This is a genomic window from Blautia sp. OF03-15BH (genome assembly GCF_003463065.1).
Lineage (GTDB): Bacteria > Bacillota > Clostridia > Lachnospirales > Lachnospiraceae > Limivivens.
Genome location: NZ_QSCM01000001.1, coordinates 253,781 through 272,791 on the forward strand (window position 1 = coordinate 253,781; position 19,011 = coordinate 272,791).

15 protein-coding genes and 1 tRNA gene are annotated in these 19,011 nt (G+C 47.7%); 3 read left to right on the forward strand and 13 right to left on the reverse strand.

The features are described from left to right. The first annotated feature begins 88 nt into the window (after positions 1-88). Entirely contained in the window at positions 89-535 is a 447-nt protein-coding gene (locus DXA57_RS01170) for a hypothetical protein (RefSeq protein ID WP_117764075.1), read from the forward strand. A gap of 60 nt (positions 536-595) precedes the next feature. On the opposite strand, the gene pdxR is transcribed toward DXA57_RS01170, so the two are convergent. Further along, complete coding sequence (gene pdxR, locus DXA57_RS01175; RefSeq protein ID WP_117764076.1) at positions 596-1,990, reverse strand: MocR-like pyridoxine biosynthesis transcription factor PdxR; 1,395 nt, start codon at positions 1,988-1,990, stop codon at positions 596-598. Between the two features lie 2 nt (positions 1,991-1,992). Further along, complete coding sequence (locus tag DXA57_RS01180; RefSeq protein WP_117764077.1) at positions 1,993-3,660, reverse strand: glutamine--tRNA ligase/YqeY domain fusion protein; 1,668 nt, start codon at positions 3,658-3,660, stop codon at positions 1,993-1,995. A 155-nt stretch (positions 3,661-3,815) separates the two neighbouring features. On the opposite strand from DXA57_RS01180, the gene DXA57_RS01185 reads away from it, so the two are divergent. Beyond that, positions 3,816-4,730, forward strand: a complete 915-nt coding sequence (locus DXA57_RS01185) for a diacylglycerol/lipid kinase family protein (RefSeq protein WP_117764078.1) — start codon at positions 3,816-3,818, stop codon at positions 4,728-4,730. 53 nt (positions 4,731-4,783) lie between these two features. Here the strand turns inward: DXA57_RS01185 and DXA57_RS01190 are convergent, their stop codons facing one another. The 5 genes from DXA57_RS01190 to DXA57_RS01210 all read right to left on the reverse strand — a co-directional run bounded on the left by DXA57_RS01190 (position 4,784) and on the right by DXA57_RS01210 (position 12,552). Beyond that, positions 4,784-5,803 (reverse strand): glycosyltransferase, encoded by a 1,020-nt coding sequence (locus tag DXA57_RS01190; protein ID WP_117764388.1) that lies wholly within the window; start codon positions 5,801-5,803, stop codon positions 4,784-4,786. A gap of 12 nt (positions 5,804-5,815) precedes the next feature. Then, on the reverse strand, positions 5,816-6,868 hold the full coding sequence (mutY, locus tag DXA57_RS01195) for an A/G-specific adenine glycosylase (protein ID WP_117764079.1): 1,053 nt from the start codon (positions 6,866-6,868) through the stop codon (positions 5,816-5,818). 129 nt (positions 6,869-6,997) lie between these two features. Beyond that, positions 6,998-8,425, reverse strand: coding sequence for a L,D-transpeptidase family protein (locus DXA57_RS01200; protein ID WP_158571206.1), 1,428 nt, complete (start codon positions 8,423-8,425; stop codon positions 6,998-7,000). A gap of 98 nt (positions 8,426-8,523) precedes the next feature. After that, the gene (locus DXA57_RS01205; RefSeq protein WP_117764081.1) at positions 8,524-9,354 is read right to left on the reverse strand and encodes an N-acetylmuramoyl-L-alanine amidase; all 831 of its coding nucleotides are present in this window, start codon (positions 9,352-9,354) and stop codon (positions 8,524-8,526) included. 282 nt (positions 9,355-9,636) lie between these two features. After that, entirely contained in the window at positions 9,637-12,552 is a 2,916-nt protein-coding gene (locus DXA57_RS01210) for an HAD-IC family P-type ATPase (RefSeq protein ID WP_243005675.1), read from the reverse strand. A gap of 344 nt (positions 12,553-12,896) precedes the next feature. On the opposite strand from DXA57_RS01210, the gene gdhA reads away from it, so the two are divergent. Then, entirely contained in the window at positions 12,897-14,231 is a 1,335-nt protein-coding gene (gene gdhA / locus DXA57_RS01215) for an NADP-specific glutamate dehydrogenase (protein WP_117764082.1), read from the forward strand. A gap of 77 nt (positions 14,232-14,308) precedes the next feature. On the opposite strand, the gene DXA57_RS01220 is transcribed toward gdhA, so the two are convergent. The 6 genes from DXA57_RS01220 to DXA57_RS01245 all read right to left on the reverse strand — a co-directional run bounded on the left by DXA57_RS01220 (position 14,309) and on the right by DXA57_RS01245 (position 18,808). After that, a complete protein-coding gene (locus DXA57_RS01220; protein ID WP_117764083.1) occupies positions 14,309-15,004 on the reverse strand; it encodes an LrgB family protein in 696 nt (231 codons plus the stop codon). Then, entirely contained in the window at positions 15,001-15,375 is a 375-nt protein-coding gene (locus DXA57_RS01225; RefSeq protein WP_117764084.1) for a CidA/LrgA family protein, read from the reverse strand. Before DXA57_RS01225 ends, DXA57_RS01220 begins: the two co-directional genes overlap by 4 nt. Continuing rightward, positions 15,376-16,137 carry a histidine phosphatase family protein gene (locus DXA57_RS01230; RefSeq protein ID WP_117764085.1) on the reverse strand — a complete coding sequence of 254 codons (762 nt, stop codon included), beginning with the start codon at positions 16,135-16,137 and terminating at the stop codon, positions 15,376-15,378. A gap of 138 nt (positions 16,138-16,275) precedes the next feature. Then, a tRNA-Gly gene (locus DXA57_RS01235) sits at positions 16,276-16,348 on the reverse strand. A 105-nt stretch (positions 16,349-16,453) separates the two neighbouring features. After that, positions 16,454-17,224 carry a nitroreductase family protein gene (locus DXA57_RS01240; protein ID WP_117764086.1) on the reverse strand — a complete coding sequence of 257 codons (771 nt, stop codon included), beginning with the start codon at positions 17,222-17,224 and terminating at the stop codon, positions 16,454-16,456. A gap of 90 nt (positions 17,225-17,314) precedes the next feature. Next, positions 17,315-18,808 (reverse strand): methyltransferase domain-containing protein, encoded by a 1,494-nt coding sequence (locus DXA57_RS01245; RefSeq protein ID WP_117764087.1) that lies wholly within the window; start codon positions 18,806-18,808, stop codon positions 17,315-17,317. Positions 18,809-19,011 lie beyond the last annotated feature (203 nt).

Here is a 19,011-nt window from a genome sequence, read left to right on the forward strand (position 1 = left end):
ACCACAAATTTGAATTCCCCCCTTTCTTTTTCAGCTAAAATATATTAAAATAAAAGCAATTACTTCGAAACGAGAAAGGAGATCCCTTATGGCTAGAAATGATAAACTTGGCAAGATCCTGTTAGGAAGTGCTCTGGCAGGTGCTGCTGTAGGTGCCCTTACGTATTTTCTCAAGAAAAAAGGCGAAAACAGCTCCTGGGATGATGAAGATCTGGAGGATTTCGATGATAATCTGAACGATCACAAAGCAGAAGACGAAGAAGATGATGATACTCCCATTTCCAGAGAATATGTGACGATCCATACCGATCACAGTCATGCAGCAGAAGCAGGCGAAGGCAGCGAGTCTTTCGAGAATGAAAAAGAAGATGTCGTTCCGGAAGAAAACGCTTCTGAAAAAGAAACCGAAGAAGCAGAAAAGACCGAAGTTCCTGAGGAAACTGCTCCCACTGAAGAAGCAGAAGAAAACGCTCCGGAAGAAGACTCTCCCGCTGAAGAAGCGAATGAAACCTCTTCCAAAGAGGAAGAAGCCTGAAATCGATCGGATATAAAAGAACGGCCAGCTGATCCTGATATCAGATCAGCTGACCGTTTTTTATGTTTTCCACACGTCTTTCAGAAGCCCAACGGCTTCCCGTATGGCTTCCTCTTTCAGATTTGCATATCCAAGGATCACCGTATAGGTCTCCTCTTTTTCCCTGACATAATAATCCGACAGGCCATAGACATGGATCCCTGCCTGTTTTGCCTGGGCACAAGCTTCTGCTTCTGTTTTTCCGTTCCGGAAACGTACCAGAAGATGAACTCCCGCATTTTCTCCGGAAACCTCTATATCGGGGATCTCTTTTAACCCATCCAGAAGCACATCATGGCGGCTCTTATAGACTGCCCGCATCTTATTCAGATGTCTTTCATAATAGCCTTCCTTCAGAAAACCGGCCACGATCCGCTGATCCACCCGCGATACCGTGGAGGAGAAGGCCGTTCCTCTCTCTTCGTATAATCTCAGAAGTTTTTCCGGCAAAACCAGATAACTCACACGGATGGCAGGAGCTATCGATTTGGAAAACGTTCCGATGTAGATCACCTTTCCATGGCTGTCATAGCCCTGCAGTGCCGGTATCGGCTTTCCTTTGTAACGGAATTCACTGTCATAATCATCTTCAACGATGTATCGGCGTTCGGACCCATCCGCCCATTTCAAAAGCTCCAGTCTCCGTTTGATGGGCATGACCGTTCCAAGCGGATACTGATGCGATGGCATGACATACGCAATCTCCGCTCCGGAAGCCTCCAGCTTTTCCACATTTATGCCGGAACGGTCCATATCGATGACCTGCATGGAATTTCCCAGATTTTCCAATACCCGGTAAGCCTTCTTATAGGTAGGATTCTCCATGGCAATGGAACGTTTTTCCCCGAAAACAGCCCGCAGGAGCATCAGAAGATAGTCGGTTCCTGCTCCCACCACTACCTGCTCCGGGAGACAGTTGACACCTCGGGACTGATGCAGATGTGCCGCAATGGTATTTCGAAGCTCCAGCTCTCCGGCCGGCTCTCCCAGCATGAACAACTCCTTTTCATCCGCCTGCAGGATCGCGCGGGAAAGCTTTCTCCAGGCATTGTGCGGAAAGCTGTCCAAGTCCACACCGTTTGGTGAAAAATCAAAGCGGTAGTGTTCTTTTTTCCTTTCTGCCCTTCTGACTTCTCCTTTTTCCTGAAGCACTCCCTTATAGATCCCGTCCAGTTCACTGACAAAATATCCTCTGCAGGGGATGGATTCGATGTATCCCTCAGACAAGAGCTGTTCATAGGCCATATCCACCGTACTCCGGCTCACCTGAAGATACTGGGCCAGTTTACGGGTAGAGGGCAGCCTTTTCTGAAAAGGCAGCCCTCCATTTAAAATTTCAGTCTTTATGTGATGGTAGATCTGTTCGTAAAGAGGCCGGCCGGAACCGGTCTCCAGACTGATGGTAAGCTCCGTCATGCTTATGCCTTGGGAAGCTTAAAGGAACTCTTCAGAGAAACGATCCGGTTGAAGACCAGATTTTCATCCGTAGAATCCTTGGAATCCACACAGAAGAAACCGTTTCTTACAAACTGGAAGCTGTCATAAGCCTTTGCTCCCTTGAAGTTCGGCTCCAGATAGCAGTCTTTTACAACCGTCAGAGAATTCGGATTCAGGTTCAGGGAACCATCCTCGTTGTATACACCCTTGCTCTCATCGATGATATTCTCATAGAGACGGCACTCTGCCTTAATAGCTGTAGAAGCATTTACCCAGTGGATCGTTCCTTTTACTTTTCTGCCGTCCGGTGCGTTTCCACCCTTGGTTGCAGGATCGTAGGTGGCATGGATCACGGTGATATTACCGTTCTCATCCTTTTCACAGCCGGTGCAGGTTACAAAATACGCATTCATGAGGCGTACTTCGTTGCCCGGAAAGAGGCGGAAATACTTTTTCGGCGGTTCTTCCATAAAATCTTCTGCCTCAATGTAAAGTTCTCTGCCGAAGGGAACCTCACGGCTTCCCAGAGCTTCGTTCTCCAGATTATTCGGAGCGGTCAGATATTCCACCTGTCCCTCCGGATAGTTGTCGATGACCAGTTTTACCGGCTGAAGGATTGCCATCATACGCGGTGCTTTGGTCTTCAGATCCTCACGGATGCAGTACTCAAGCATTGCATAGTCTGCGGAAGACTGCGCTTTGCTCACACCACAGAGGTCTACGAACATTTTGATGGATTCCGGTGTAAAGCCTCTTCTTCTGAGAGCTGCGATGGAAACCAGTCTCGGATCATCCCATCCGTCCACAATGCCTTCTTCCACCAGACGTTTGATGTAACGTTTACCGGTAACAACGTTGGTCAGGTAAAGCTTTGCAAACTCGATCTGCTTGGGCGGGAACTCAAACTCGCACTCTTTTACCACCCAGTCATACAGCGGACGATGATCCTCGAACTCCAGCGTACAGATGGAGTGAGTCACACCCTCGATGGCATCCTCGATGGGATGAGCAAAGTCATACATCGGATAAATGCACCAGGTATCACCGGTACGGTGATGATTCATATGGGCTACACGATAGATGATCGGGTCACGCATGTTGATATTCGGGGAAGCCATATCGATCTTGGCACGGAGTACTTTCTCTCCATCCTGGTATTTGCCGTTTTTCATATTTTCAAACAGTTCCAGATTTTCCTCCACGGAACGGTCACGGTAAGGGCTGTTTTTACCCGGTTCTGTCAGCGTTCCTCTATATTCACGGATTTCTTCCGGAGACAGGTCACAGACATAAGCTTTTCCCTTTTTGATGAGTTTGATCGCATATTCATACATTTTTCCAAAGTAATCGGATGCAAAGTACAATCTGTCTTCCCAGTCGGCACCCAGCCACTTGATGTCGGCTTTGATGGACTCTACGAACTCTACCTTCTCTTTGGTGGGGTTGGTATCATCAAAACGCATGTTGAATTTGCCATGATATTTCTGTGCCAGTCCATAGTTTAAAAGGATGGATTTTGCATGTCCAATATGAAGATAGCCGTTGGGCTCCGGCGGGAACCGGGTACAGATCTCTTTATATTTTCCTTCTGCCAAATCCTTCTCTATTATCTGTTCAATAAAATTTTTGGAAACTGTTTCGTTCTCCATTCTTTTTCCTCCAGTCATTACCCAGGAGTATCCCTGGAACGTTCATGATAGTTCAGTCTACCATAAAGTTTCAAAAAAAACAACGCATGAATTGTATTCCCCGTTAAAAAATGCTATGATGTCCGTGGATCATCACATGATTAAAGGAGAGTTTTATGTACTATTTTATTATAAATCCCAACTCAAGCTCCGGAAAAGGCCTTCTCATCTGGAAATCGATCGAGCCTGTTTTAAAGGAGCGGGGCGTCACTTATCATCCTTTTTTTACAAAAGACAGGGAGAGTACTGCTCATCTGGTTCACAGACTCTGTACGGAAAAAGCACCTGCCGTTATCGTGGCAGTCGGAGGAGACGGCACCGTCAACGATGTGCTGAACGGTCTTACAAACTTTGAGCAGGTCACGTTCGCCTACATCCCTTCCGGATCCGGAAATGATCTTGCTCGTGGGCTCCATCTGGAAACGGATCCATTGAAGGCTCTGGAACAGATCCTTTCTGGCGGTCAGACGGGGAGCATCCGGGTCGGAGAGCTGTCCACTCCCGCTTTTTCCAGACGTTTTCTTGTGAGCAGCGGACTTGGCTTTGATGCCGCTGTCTGTGAGGGTGCCCTCCATTCAAAATTCAAAAAATTTCTGAACCAGTTTCATCTAGGAAAGCTCACCTACACAGGCATTGCCCTAAAAGAGATCTTCCTCTCTCACTGCCCGAAAGCAAAGCTCATTCTGGACAACGATACCGTGATCGAGACACCGACTCTTCTTTTTGCCTCTGCCATGAATCTTCCCTATGAAGGCGGCGGCTTTCAGTTCTGTCCGGAAGCTGACTCAAAAGATGACCACCTAGATCTGATCCTGGTGGAAAAAATGCCAAAGCTGAAGGTTTTTCTCCTTCTCCCTACTGCTTTTTTTGGAAAACACACCCGTTTCCGCGGCATTCATATCCATACCTTCCGGGAAGCCCGTCTTGTCACGGAGAAGCCGCTTTTCTTACATACTGACGGTGAAATCCCTGGAAAGACCAGTGAAGTGGTCTGGAGGCTGCTTCCAGAGTCTCTGACCATGATCCTGTAAGAGAAAAACTCCTGCTTTATACAGCCAAAATCTGTATACCGCAGGAGTTTTCTTTAGTTAAATCCGAAAAATTTCTGAGTCAGACGGTAGGCGGCAACAGAAACCTTTCTTCCTCCTTTACCGGGAAGGTTCATGGTCCGTCCGAGAAGGCTGCGGCGCAGTTTGTAATAGAGACGCAGATCCGCTCTCTTCAGATACTGCCAGAGCTCCTGTTTCTTCTCAAAGTTCTCCTCCGTACCGGAACGAAGGAGCAGCACGGATGATACCGTCGTGATGATATCCAGATAACTCATCATATAATTTCTCAGTCGTTTTCCCTTGATATTCCGGCCTGCCATGAAATCGATCATGATCTTGTTTACCCGGATCTGCTGGTCGATACGGCCGATCATAATGCTCTCATTAACCGACTGATCTTCTCTTCCGATAAAATAATGGTAAAACTCAGCATCCAGATAATAGAGGTTTTTTACAAAAGGAAGCGGCTGGAACACAAAAATATTGTCTACATAGAAAGTATGTCTGGGAAGCTTCAAACCACATTCTCGCAGAAGACCTGTCCGGTAAATAACAGAATGCATGAGAATGTAATGCCCGATACGCATGCTTCCCATCTCTTCCCAGGTAAATACGCGGTCTGTCGGCATGGCAGATCGATACTGCATGATCCGTTTTCTTTTCTGACCCACTTTATCATAAATATAATTGCTGATGAACATATCAACCGTATCCGGTCCGGAAATCAGTTCTTTTAAAATACCAATGATCTTCAGAAGGACATCGGAATCCACCCAGTCATCACTGTCCACCACTTTAAAATAAACGCCGCTGGCATTGGCGATACCCGTATTTACCGCTTCCCCGTGACCACCATTCTCCTGATGGATGGCTTTTACGATGGTCGGATATTTTTCCTGATAAGCATCTGCAATGGCAGCCGTCTGATCCTTTGCAGAACCATCGTCTACAACAAGGATCTCGATATCCTCTCCTCCCGGAAGCAGGGATTCGATGCATTTTCTCATATATGCTTCAGAATTGTAGCAGGGAATTGCCACTGATAAAATTTTCATATTGTCCTCCAATCATTTCTTTTTCCTTAGAAAATCCACATAGGCCGCAAAGGCGGAAGGAATGGGATATTCCTGTTCCAGCCGTTCCGGTTCTACGAAAAGAAAAGGCTCTTTCTGATCGTTTTCTCTGTCTTCCAGCCGGATCTGATACCCGATCATCTGCCACTCCACATGGCTGAAGATGTGTTTTGCCTCCGGAAGTTTCCGGATATGTAACGGAGAAAACCCTTCTTTTTTCAGATATTCCAGCACTTCCTCCTGTTTCAGATGACCGGAAAGATTCGGCAGCTCATAGAGACCGGAAAGCAGTCCCTTCGGCGGTCTTTTCCGGATCCCTCTGGCTTCCCCTCTTAAAAGGACCAGCACGGTCCGCTCCTCCAGCCTCCTGGGCTTTTTTGCCGCTTTTTTCGGAAATTCCATTTCGATTCCGTCTCTGTGCCCCCGGCAGATGGCTTTCAGCGGACATTCCTCGCATTTTGCCTGTCCGTTGGGCACACATACGGTCGCGCCAAGCTCCATCAGAGCCTGATTAAACGCCCCTGGCCTGTCTTTCGGCATCACTGCCTGAAGTTCTGTCTCCACTGCTTTTTTTACGGACTGCTTCAGGATATCCCTGTCATCCTCTGTCACTCTGGAGAGAACCCGCAGAACATTTCCATCCACCGCCGGATAACATTTTCTATAAGCAATGGAAAGAACTGCTCCCGCCGTATAGGAGCCGATACCCGGAAGAGCCAAAACCGCCTCATACTCCTGCGGCATGACTCCTTCATAGTCTTCCACCAGGATTTCTGCCGCTTTCTTCAGATTTCTTACCCGGTTATAGTAGCCAAGCCCCTCCCAGAGTTTCAGGAGACGCTCTTCCGGACAGGCAGCAAGCTCGCGGATTCCCGGAAGAGCTTCCATAAAACGTTCATAATAAGGCTTCACTGCCTCCACTCTGGTCTGCTGCAGCATGATTTCCGAAACCCAGACCCGGTACGGGGTGGGCTCTTCCCTCCAGGGAAGGATCCTTGCATGGCCGTCATACCAGGAAAGCAGGGGTTCTGCCAGTTCTTCCAGCATAGTCTTGTTTCTCCTGTCTTTTTCATTTTCGACAGCGGGCAGGCAGCGTCTGATTCCAGTCTGCCCCTGTAATGCTGTCATTGTTGTGTCTGAGGTATTATAGTGAGATTTTCATCTCTTTGTCAAGGACTAACGGTAATAGCAGATGATCGGATAGCCTGCTTCGATGTTTTCGTACATCTGGGCAGCTGCCCAGTTTGGCAGGTTTACGCACCCGTGAGAACCGCTGTAGGTATAGATATTTCCTCCAAAAGCCCCCCGCCAGTTCGCATCATGGAAGCCAATCCCTCCATTGAAAGGCATCCAGTAAGTCACCGGTGTTTCATAGGAATCTCCCGGTGTATCACTTTTCAGTACAAACGGAGAAGTTTTGTAATACAGTGCATAAGCTCCCGCCGGGGTGGTGTTTCCCTTGGACGTATCTCCGGAAACAAAATCGCTTTCCAGGATCACCACACCGTCCCGGTACATCCAGAGATGCTGACGGCTCAGATCTACCTCTACGTAAGAATTCCCCATATCACAGTTTTCTCTGGTGGCTGCCGTCTGGGCATAGACAGGCTCTCTCTCGACCTGGCGTCCATCCTTCAGAATGGACAGCAGCTGTTCATTCTCCGCATTCTGGTCAATAAGCCAGCCATAGGCGCCTCCGCTCACCTCCACATAACTGCCGTCATGCGTCTCAAAATTTCTCGTTTTTCCATACGTATCGTATTTCTGTGCCAGACTGTAAACATATTCTGCAACGGCATCCTGATCCAGAGAAACCGTTCCGTCTTCATCGACCGTCAGCCAGGTATTGATCGTACTTCCGTCCAGTGTTTCCTTTTTATCCCCGAAATCGTAGACTACCCGGACACTGGTGTAATGATACAGCCTCTCATATTTCTTCCGGAGCGTCGGATCACCGGAAGTAAGCTTCGGTTTTTCATAACAATCCTCTGCTTCCAGATCCACCGTTGTCTTTCCTGTCTCAATGGCCTTTTTGATCGCAGCCTCCGCTTTTTCCCGGATGACCTTCTGGCCCTGCTGCTCCTTTTTCATTTCATAGGTGGTGCCATTAAAGGTAAGCTTTGCGTCCTCCGGCGCTTTTTCCATCTCCGGCTTCAGACAGGTCAGCCCGTCTACTGCTGTTTTCAGCTCTGCTGTATTGTAGGTTGCTGCTGACGCAAACTCATAGGAAAAGCTTTGAAACAGCATCAGCGGCCATTTATAAGCCTTCTGTTCCTCCTTAAAGCCTCGGATCTCTCCCGCCGGCGCATACTGATAACCGATGTCGGCTGCCTGAATGGTATCCTCATAACCGCCCCGTTCTTTCACCAGCAGACGGTACTTTGCCACCTGGGAAGCAACGATCTGCTCCACCTCTTCCACTGTGTCGTATGATGCCTCAATGGAATTGATGGTGGTTCCTGTGAAAAACTTATCCTTGAAATAAAGAATCCCACAGGCATAGATCACTCCCAGAAGCAAAATTACCAGAATCAGAGTGATCCCTGTTGCCGTTTTCCACCGGCTGTTTTTCTTTTTTGGTACTTCTGCAAATACTTCTCGCATGTCTTCTTTCCTTTTACCCCTTTTTGCTATCATTCCGCCTCTTATCATACCATTTCCCGGGTATTAGAAAAAGCTATTTTCTTCATATTCAGATAAAATTAAGATTCGTCCGTCCTGGTGATATAAGCAGCATATCCAAGACGTTTCAGCTTCTGTTCCATTTTCACTGCATTATCCAGTTTCTCATAGTTTCCCACCCATACCAGGAAAAAATCCTCGTTTTTTCCGATCTCTGCCGGAAAACACTGTTTCAAAAGCTTCTGATAAAGTTTCCAGGCATTTTCCTCCCTCCGGAAAGCGCCGGTCTGTACCCGGTAACGGAAGCTTTTGTGTTCACTCCCGTCCGGCTCCTCCGAATACTCCAGGGCAGTGCTTCTGTTTTCTTCGGAAAGAAGCCCGTTTTTCCGAAGCGTCATCAGGATCCCGTCAGCAATAGCCCGGACCACTCCGTCAAAATTCTGATCCAGCAGTTCATTGTCTGCCTGTGTATTGATAAACCCCACCTCGATCAATGCTGCCGGCATCCTGGTCCGCCGCAGGACCACCAGTCCGGGGCGTTCCCGTATCCCAAGATTCTGAAATCCCTCTTTTGCCAGCTCTCTGTTAATATTCTCAGCAAGCTCCTTCTTTATTCCGGACTCATCATACAACAGGGTCTCCACGCCGGAATACTGATCTTTTTCCGGACTGGAGTTTCTGTGGATCGAGATAAAAAGGTCCGCTCCCTCCTGATTTCCCTTCTGTGCTTTCTGAAAGGGTGTCTCGTAAGTATCATCCGTTCTGGTATAAACCACATCTACACCATTTTCCGCCAGAATACTTCCTACTGCCAGCGCCAGTGCCAGGTTGTCATCCTTTTCCCTTCTTCCATCAGACACTGCTCCGGGATCGCTGCCGCCGTGCCCCGCATCCATCACCACTTTTGCCATAAAAAAACTCCTGCACATGCTTTCTTTTCAGCATATGCAGAAGTCCTTATGATGATACCAGGGTTCCAAAGTCAAACGCTGTTCGTGCTCGCACGATAAAGCGTTTGACCTTGGAACCCGCCAAACATGAGAAAGCAGCGATTTACGCAGTAAATCAGCGGATTTCGAATGTTTGCAGAATTGCGGGAGCTGCTTTGCAGCGAAGCAATTCGCAGGTATCAGTTGGAACATAAAAGTCAAAACGCTGTTCGTGCTCGCACGATAAAGCGTTTGACCACTGTATCACACCCTTGCTTTCTCGATCAGTCCACGGATTTTCACGGCCGCCCAGTCTTTCAGCTGATAGGCGAGGATCACCAGCTGCCTGAATGCTCTGGAAACGACCAGAACCATACAGATCATCGGAAGAGCAAATACACATTCCCAGCGGAAAATGGAATAGATCCCAAGAAGACCGGGGAACAGAATAATTCCAAGAGCGAAAATTCCGATCAGGATCACAGTCATCGTCCTTCGTACCCAGTTCATGGGCCGGCAGACCTCGATAACGACCATAAAGCTCACAGTACCGCCAACCAGCAGGTTGAACATGTACGTCATGGTCGGATCGTCGTTCCAGAAAGGTGTCAGCACCTGGATCGTCAGAAGACACACCACCATAGCCAGTGCCTGCGGAAGCGCGATCCGCAAAACATGGCGCAGGAAACCGCCGCCGTCCATGCTTTCGTTCTGCTCCAACGTCAGTAAAAAGCTCGGAACACCGATAGCCATGGCACTCATCCAGGAAAGCTGGATGGGAATAAAGGGATATTCTCTCGCCAGAAGGATAAACAGTACACAGAGGATCACGGAATAGACGGTCTTTGTCAGATACAGAGAGCTCACACGCTCAATGTTTGCAATGATCGTACGACCTTCACTGACAATGTTCTTCAGGCAGGAGAAATCCGAATCCAGAAGAACGATATGTGCCACCTGTTTGGCCGCGTCACTGCCTGCCGCCATGGCAATCCCGCAGTCCGCATCCTTTAAGGCAAGAACATCGTTGACACCATCACCGACCATGCCGACCACTGCCTTGTTTGCCTGATAAGCCCGGATGATGTTCTGCTTCTGTTCCGGTTTTACACGACCGTAAACGGTATAATCACCAACCACCTGTTTCAATTCTTCAAAGTCCTCCGGGAGCTCATTGGCATCAATATAATGCTCTGCTCCGTTCAGACCGGCTTTCAAAGCAATCTGTGAAACCGTAGCCGGATTATCTCCGGAGATCACCTTGATGTTTACATTCTGATCTTCAAAATAACGGAAGATTTCCGGTGCCTCTTCGCGAATGCAGTCGGAAATAATGATCAGTCCCATGGGTTTTACACCCCATACCATTCCATCCTCTGCCGTGATGGTATCACAAGAGGCAAGAAGCAGGACTCTTAAGCCCTCTGCTGCATAGGAATCCACCTTGAGAAGAAGCTCTCTTTCCTCTTCTCCCAGCAGAAATTCCGGAGCTCCCAGGACAAAACAGCCTGCCTGGTCATAACGGATCGCCCGGTATTTCCGGTCTGATGAGAAAGGAATCTTCTCCAGAGGACGCCAGCGGCTGCTCTTTTTGAAATATTTCATCAGAGCACTCTGCGTGTTATTGACATCATCAAAGGCAAAAGCCATTTCATTCATTACCGCTTCTACCTGTGCTCTTTCCGTATCTCCTACCCCTACGACATCCACAACCTCCAGTTTTCCGGTTGTGATTGTGCCGGTCTTGTCCAGACAGAGTACGTTGACACGCGCAAGCGCTTCAATCGCTTCCATCTCCTGGACCAGGGCTCTTTTTCTGGCCAGACGGCCCACGCCAAGGATAAAGGAAATACTGGTCAGAAGTACCAGTCCCTCCGGTATCATTCCGATCACACCGGCCACCGTACCTACCAGACAGTCGGAAAAACCACTTCCGGCATTCTTCTGGGAAAGATAAAGCATGATACCGATAGGAATGATAAGTGCACCAACCACTTTGATGATCCGGTTGATGGTCCGCTGCATCTCAGAGCTGGCCCGCTTCTTGGTCTTGGCTTTCTTCATGAGCTGATAAGCGTAACTGTCTTCGCCCACATATTCCACCTGGACCACACCGCTTCCGGCAGTCAGAAAGCTTCCTGACATGAGACGGTCCCCGGCATTTTTCTTCACCGGACGGGATTCTCCTGTCAGCATGGATTCGTTGACTTCCATTCCGTCAGATTCCATGACGATCGCATCGGCACAGACCTGATTGCCTGTCGTAAGGACCATGGTATCCTTCACGACTACCTCATGGATATCGATCTCTTTGACCTCACCATCACGGATCACAGCCGCTTTGGATGCAGTGATCACTGCCAGCTTGTCTACCAGTTTTTTTACCTTCATCTCCTGAACGATACCGATCAGGGTATTGATGATGATAACTCCCATAAAGGTGATGTTCTTAAACTGACCGGATACCAGGATCAGGATTCCCAGGAAAAGGTTCAGGAAGTTAAAGTACGTCAGTGTATGATCCCGGATGATCTCTTTATTGGTCTTGAAAATATTTTCTCCGGTCTGGTTTACACGACCCATGTGTACCTGGTTTTCCACCTCGGCTTCTGTCAGGCCCTTATAAACATACGTACCGTTTTCCAGCTTTTCCTTCGCTTCCAGTTCGGCTTTTTTCTCCGCATCGGAGTACACCGGGATCTCCACATAAGGTTCCTCTTCCGGTTCCTCCGGCTCCTGTTTCTTTTTAAATGGAAGATGAAAGCCTCTCTTTTCCTTTTTCTGCTCCTGTTCAGAAGCTTCTTCCTCATTTTCTCCTTCAGACGACCGGACTGTGTCGGCTGCCTCACTCTGCTCTTTGGCAGACACCGGAGCTTCGCCCGGCTGCGTGCTTTCATCCGCTGGTTCTTTCTCCTTCTTCTTTCTGAATCTGGAAAGGAACTTCTTCTTTTTGGGGGCTTTCTCAGCAGCATTATCTGCTGGCGGCTCCTCTTCGGAGTTTTTTTCTGACTCTCTTATTTCCGGCTCTTCCTTCGGCTCTTCCGTCTGTCCGTTCTTTTCCCCGGCTTCTTCTATTTTATCCTCTTGCCCAAACAGAGGCTCCATATCCGGATCGGTTTTTTCCGGTTCTTCCTTTTTTTCCGGCTCTTCATCAAAGAGAGCCTCTTTGATCTCAGTCATATTTCCCTTCTTTCGCTTCTTCCACAATGCATTCATGGAAAAATACTGTATTTTTATCTTTTGATTCTAATACAAATCCCAATAATTGGCAAGCCTGTCCGGGAAGTTAATGAAAGCTTAATCTTTGCAACAAAAACCTTGGAGATTTATCTGGTGATTTTTTCGAAATTCTTTACAATTGAAAAGTATTCCAGACCGTTTTTTATAGATTCATATATGGAATGATTCATTCATCTGTCATTCATTTTTGAATCACAGTCATACAAAATGTTTTCTTGTCGTTTTCGAGCTCTTCTGCTATAATTTGACAAGGTGCTTTAGCACGATAAAGGAGGAAAAGATAAATGTCTTATGTAGATGAAACCATTGCAAGAGTAGTAGCACAGAATCCCTCCCAGCCTGAATTTCATCAGGCCGTCAAAGAGGTTCTTGAATCTCTCCGCGTAGTGATTGAAGCCAATGAAGAAGCTTTTCGTAAGGATGCCCTTCTGGAGCGTCTGACCACTCCGGAGCGCATTATCATGTTCCGTGTTCCCTGGGTAGATGATAAGGGACAGGTTCAGGTAAACAACGGATACCGCGTACAGTTTAACAGTGCCATCGGCCCGTACAAGGGAGGTCTCCGTTTCCATCCTTCCGTTACTTTAAGTATTATCAAATTCCTGGGCTTTGAGCAGGTATTTAAAAATTCCCTGACCGGTCTTCCCATCGGCGGCGGCAAAGGTGGCTCCGACTTCGACCCGAAGGGCAAATCAGACCGTGAGGTCATGGCTTTCTGCCAGAGCTTCATGACTGAGCTTTGCAAACACATCGGAGCAGATACGGACGTTCCCGCCGGAGATATCGGCGTAGGCGGACGTGAGATCGGTTATCTCTTCGGTCAGTATAAGAGAATCCGCAACCTCTATGAGGGCGTCCTCACCGGAAAGGGCCTGACCTACGGTGGATCCCTTGCAAGAAAAGAGGCTACCGGCTACGGTCTTCTTTACTTCACCAAAGAGCTTCTGAAGCTCAACGGAATCGATATCGCAGGAAAGACTGCCTGCATCTCCGGTGCCGGAAATGTAGCGATCTATGCAGCTGAGAAAGCAACCGAGATGGGCGTTAAGGTTCTGACCATGAGTGATTCCACCGGATGGATCTACGATGCAGAGGGTATCGACCTGGATGCAGTCAAAGAGATCAAAGAGGTGAAAAGAGCCCGCCTTTCCGAGTATACAAACTATCGTCCTAACGCTGAATATCATGAGGGCAGAGGCGTATGGAGTGTGACCTGTGATCTGGCACTTCCCTGCGCTACACAGAATGAGCTCCTTCTTGAAGATGCAAAAGCTCTGAAAGCAAACGGTACCATCGCTGTCTGCGAGGGTGCTAACATGCCGACCACTCTGGAAGCTACCCAGTATCTCCAAGAGAACGGTATCCTCTTCGCACCGGGTAAAGCTGCCAATGCCGGCGGTGTTGCCACTTCCGCTCTGGAAATGTCCCAGAACAGTGAGCGTCTGAGCTGGTCCTTTGAAGAGGTTGACGCAAAACTTCAGCAGATCATGATCAACATCTGCCATAACATTTCCGATGCCGCTGAGAAATACGGTCTGAAAGGAAATTATGTTGCCGGTGCCAACATTGCCGGTTTTGAAAAAGTTGTTGATGCCATGAATGCTCAGGGTATCTGCTGATTTTCACAGGAAAGCTTCGAAATTTTGATCATACCCCCTAAAAAAAATCCTCTGTCTGACGACAGAGGATTTTTTTATTATGGAATCAGATTTGCAAAAATGGAAGCACCAACCACCGTCAGGATGCCTGCCACTGCAATGGAAAGGCTGCTCATGGCTCCTTCGATTTCGCCAAGCTCCAGTGCTTTGGAGGTTCCGATGGCATGGGCAGAGGTTCCAAGAGCCAGTCCTTTGGCAATGGGTTCCTGGATTCGGAAAAGTTTGAACACCAGCTCTGCGATTACATTTCCCAATACACCGGTGACAATGATCACTGCAACGGTAATGGTCGTAATACCATGAAGCTCTTCAGAAACGCCTATACCGATCGCTGTGGTAATGGACTTTGGAAGAAGCGTCACATACTGTTCGTGATTCAGTCCAAAGGCAAGTGCCAGAACAAAAATACCTCCCATGCTGGCGATCACTCCGGACACGATGCCCAGGACCACTGCCAGAAGATTTTCTTTCAGAAGCTTCAGCTGCTGATAAAGAGGAATCGCCAGGCAAACCGTAGCCGGTGTCAGAAGATAACTCAGATAACGGGCTGTCTCGTTATAAGTTTCATAGTCGATCTGAAAGACCTGCAGAAACAGGATCACAAAAACAATCGACAGAAGAAGGGGATTTAAAAATGCCCACTTCAGTTTTTTCTTCAGAAAAAGCCCAAGCCCGTAAGCGATCAGGCTCACTGCCATACCGAAAAATAAAGATTCTTCCAAAAAAGCGGTCATTTTTCACTCTCCTCCTCACTTTTTTCTTTTGTCAGCCAGATCACCCGCTGAGACACCCGGCCGGTCACTACCATAACAACGACGGTTACAACAACGGTGATCACCAGTACAGGGATCAGGACCGGTTTCAGATCCGGCCATGCCGTCAGAAGACCGACGCCTGCTGGAATAAACATCGGAGGCATAATATCCAGCAGAAAATCTCCTGCCACCTTCACCTGTTCCAGTTTGATAATTTTTGTACACAATGCAAAAAGCATCAGAAGAAGGCCATAAATGCTGGCAGGGATCGGAAGCGGTAAAACCGCATGACAGATCTCACCCAGAAATGTTACAGCCATGATCACTCCAAATTCATAAAGCAGTTTCATTTAATGTCTTTCCTCCCAGTTGTCATAAGTTTCGCAGTATCGTCCTGCAAAGGCAGGCTCTTCACCGCCTGCATACAGATGAGAAACATCTCCGATTCGTGTTGCACGGAAATATGCTTTTCCCTTTTCTCTTTCTTCCGTGACCAGTTCTGTCACAGAAGTAGGTGCCATCATCAGAGAATGCCATAAACTGAAAGGTGAAATTCCCCAAAGATAAGACAGCATCACACAGCTGACACCAAAATGACAATAGAGAGCAATGGTATCCTCATTTCCTTTTTCCGTGTGATAGAGTTTTCCCTCTCTGCAATATCCGTGAGATGCCAGAAGTTCATCCAACCCTTTTGCCACTCTGTCATAAAGCTCCGGCATACCGCTCATAAGAGCAGCTTCTGAGGTTCTCCAGCCGTCCTTCGTACAAAGTTCCGGATGGTTCATCCAGTACTCCGGCAGCATATCCCATACCACCCGGTTCACTGTATTTTTATGTGTCCCGTAAGCATTTTTCAGCCCTATTGATTCCTGCGGATTCAGTGTTGCAGGAAATTCCTCCATCCAGTCCAGTATCGTTGCTTCTCTTCCGGTCTTTTTCAGCGTATAGTCGATCGTTGCCCGTGCTCTTCCCAGCGGGGACACATAAAAAGCCTTTACCGGCACATGCTGCATTTTTTCCGCAAGAAGCTGTGCTTCCCGGTGGCCTTTCTCGGTAAGAGAATCGATTTCATAATCCGGATCTCCGTGCCGGATCAACAACAGTTTCATTTGTCTTTTACCTCTCTTCTATCGATTTCTGCATTATTTTATCACAAACCATATATTATGAAAAATAACAATTCTGCATGGTTACCATAAAAAATATACCCCAAAACCGGAATAGCACCGATTTCAGGGCATAAAAAAAGCGCGAGACGGGACTCGAACCCGCGGCCTCGACCTTGGCAAGGTCGCGCTCCACCAACTGAGCCACTCGCGCATTTCTGTGCTCTTCTCTGAGGTTCTTTGTTTTCCCTCAAGCACAGGTATATAATATCATGAGATTTCCAGAATGTCAAGCATTTTTTAAAACTTTTTTGAAAATTTATATTTTTAACAAAATACTGATAACATACTGATTATTCGGGATGGATTTATGCGTGATATTATTCAGCTTGATCAGATCCAGATCGATCCATACCTCTTCCGCTGCCACCATCACATTCGCCAGCATGATCCCGAAATTCAGTTCGGTAAACGGATTCAGAAGACTCCGCTCTCCCAGCGGCTTTTTGGAAAACACATGGATCCGGTTCTCATAGACTACAAAGCGCCATGGCTGGCTGTTTGTACTGGATGGCGCCAGACGGGCTGCTTCCAGCATCTCTTTGACCCAGGCCTTCGGAGGCTCCTTATACACGCACAGTTCATCCAGGGCCATGCGTTTCGGCTCCTTATCCCGGAATTTATTCGGATCCTTCGGCATGCCGAAAGCAAGAATGATCTTCTGGACAAAGCCCTTCGCTTCCAGTTCCTTATCCCGGTGCTTTGCCATTCCCACAAAACAGCTTCCTATGCCTCTGGTCTCCAGATACAGGGACAGCTGTTCCATGAGAAAACCTGCATTCATATCACTTTTTTCCTTTGGTTCCGAATAAAGCACCGCATAGTAAGGCGCCTTTACATTACAAAGGCCACCGATCTTTTTCTTTCCCGTACAGCGATCCACAATTCGGATCTCTGTGCGTATATCAGGAAACAGCGGCTCGACTTCATCTAAAAAATCCAGAATCCCTTTTAAAATTGTATCGTCTAAAGGCTCCATCCGGTAAGCCCGGACAGACCGCCTTGCATAAATCGCTTCATATAAATTCATAGTACGCTCCGTTATTTTTTTGTAATATAATTGTAACATACTTTTTTTATTTTACAACCCATACGGAGCAATTTCAGAAAACCTTAAGAACTACCCTTCGTATTCAAGGATATAAAGCCGGCTTCCTGTTTTTTCCTGGATCAGGAAAGATTTCAACAGCTTCAGACCATTACTCTCCCTGAAAGCACTGTGAAAAGCATTTTCTTCCGAAGTGTAAAGGAAGAGACGGCCGCCTTTTTTCAAAAGCTCCGGCACCCGTGCAAAAAACGCCTGGTAGAGTTCCTTCAGCTCCAGAAGATTTCTGCTGCGTCCGGTAAGCGGAAGATCCGAAATGATCTCATCAAACAGATATTCATGGCGGAAATCGCGGACATCACGGTTGATGTAATGGATCGTGATACCGGCCGCCTCCGCATTGACTCTTGCCTTCAGCACAGCCTCCTCATTGATATCCAGTCCGTAGAGCGGATCGGCACTTCCTGCTTTCACACGCTCCACCAGAAGTGTTCCCACGCCGCAGAAGGGATCCAGGACCTGTGCGCCTTCCACAAACCAGGGTCTGGAAAGTTCCATAAGAAGAGCTGCCTGGACAGGAGCCATAGCTGCCGCATAGCTTTCCTTCCGATAAGAGAAACGGCCGTCTTTCAGCGTAAACAGCTTCAAAAGCGGTACAAATCCGCCATTCTTTCCTTCGATCAGACGAAGCTCCACTTCATAGTCCGAAGTGGAATTGACCAGTTCTCTTCCGGAAGCTTTCTCCAGTGCTGCAGAAAATACTTTTACCCAGGAGGCCTTTTTCTCCGGAGCCGTCGGACTCTTCAGCTCTGTACGGAAGTAGAAGGCACCTCCGCCTGTATGAAGGCTTTTCAACTGTTCCAGCACAGGCGCTGCCAGCTGTGAAGCCACGTTTTCCGGTGTTCCGCTGACGGTTTTCAAACCTTTTACCGGGAAGAGAAGTTCTCTCCAGGTCCGAATCGGAAGTATTGCCTCCAGATCACAGGTGAAGAAACGCATGCCTCCTGCCAGCATGGTCACTTTTTCTTCTTTCAGCTGATTTCTTGTAGCTTCTCTCTGTTCCCGGTTGGTGAGAAGGATCACTTCCACCTGCCGGTCAAAACCGTCAAACGTATGCTTTTTCCGTTTCTCTTTCTGAGAGATCAGCTGCTGAAGCATACCTGCCTCTTCCCGGATATGCTTCTGATTCGCTTCTGTTACCGGTTCCTGATCCAGTTCCTGTAACCGTTCCTTTAAATAAGGAAGCTCTTCTTCATAATTCAGATTCAAAAGAGCTTTCAGATAAGCACTTTTTACAAAAAGAGTATCTTCTTTTTTATAGGCATTCAAAAGCACCCGTACCAGATCATCACTTTCCATGGCTCCGAGAACCAGTGCCGCGTTTTTCCGCACCTTGGGATCTCCATCGGAAAGACAGCGGGTCAGGACCTTGAAATCGCCTCCCAGCTGATATGCCAGTTCTCTCCTGTTTTTCTCTTCCTTCAGAAGATTTTTTATTTCAATCAGTCCGGCACGAAGTTCTGTCCCTGTACTGATTTTTTCATAAGCATTTTTTAATTCCTGTTTCAAATAATTTTTCCTCCTTCAGGCATGTGCTGCCAGAACTGTCTCTTCATCAGAGCAAACCTTTTCCCACAGTTCTTTTCTCAGTATACATGGCTTTATCTCAAAAAGACAGCAGAAAACTCTGAATTTTTTATGAAGAAAAAAATGCCCTGCAGGCAGACCTGAACGGATCTGCTCTGCACGGCATCTTGATCTTTCACAATGAT

What these genes read in the sequence shown, in the direction of transcription:
- DXA57_RS01185 (WP_117764078.1), top strand. Translation starts at nt 3,816, where the DNA reads ATGTACTATTTTATTATAAATCCCAACTCAAGCTCCGGAAAAGGCCTT.
- gdhA (WP_117764082.1), top strand. Translation starts at nt 12,897, where the DNA reads ATGTCTTATGTAGATGAAACCATTGCAAGAGTAGTAGCACAGAATCCC.
- DXA57_RS01225 (WP_117764084.1), bottom strand. Translation starts at nt 15,375, where the DNA reads ATGAAACTGCTTTATGAATTTGGAGTGATCATGGCTGTAACATTTCTG.
- DXA57_RS01230 (WP_117764085.1), bottom strand. Translation starts at nt 16,137, where the DNA reads ATGAAACTGTTGTTGATCCGGCACGGAGATCCGGATTATGAAATCGAT.
- DXA57_RS01170 (WP_117764075.1), top strand. Translation starts at nt 89, where the DNA reads ATGGCTAGAAATGATAAACTTGGCAAGATCCTGTTAGGAAGTGCTCTG.
- DXA57_RS01180 (WP_117764077.1), bottom strand. Translation starts at nt 3,660, where the DNA reads ATGGAGAACGAAACAGTTTCCAAAAATTTTATTGAACAGATAATAGAG.
- DXA57_RS01205 (WP_117764081.1), bottom strand. Translation starts at nt 9,354, where the DNA reads ATGGCAAAAGTGGTGATGGATGCGGGGCACGGCGGCAGCGATCCCGGA.
- DXA57_RS01200 (WP_158571206.1), bottom strand. Translation starts at nt 8,425, where the DNA reads ATGCGAGAAGTATTTGCAGAAGTACCAAAAAAGAAAAACAGCCGGTGG.
- DXA57_RS01190 (WP_117764388.1), bottom strand. Translation starts at nt 5,803, where the DNA reads ATGAAAATTTTATCAGTGGCAATTCCCTGCTACAATTCTGAAGCATAT.
- DXA57_RS01240 (WP_117764086.1), bottom strand. Translation starts at nt 17,224, where the DNA reads ATGAATTTATATGAAGCGATTTATGCAAGGCGGTCTGTCCGGGCTTAC.
- DXA57_RS01220 (WP_117764083.1), bottom strand. Translation starts at nt 15,004, where the DNA reads ATGACCGCTTTTTTGGAAGAATCTTTATTTTTCGGTATGGCAGTGAGC.
- DXA57_RS01210 (WP_243005675.1), bottom strand. Translation starts at nt 12,552, where the DNA reads ATGACTGAGATCAAAGAGGCTCTCTTTGATGAAGAGCCGGAAAAAAAG.
- mutY (WP_117764079.1), bottom strand. Translation starts at nt 6,868, where the DNA reads ATGCTGGAAGAACTGGCAGAACCCCTGCTTTCCTGGTATGACGGCCAT.
- pdxR (WP_117764076.1), bottom strand. Translation starts at nt 1,990, where the DNA reads ATGACGGAGCTTACCATCAGTCTGGAGACCGGTTCCGGCCGGCCTCTT.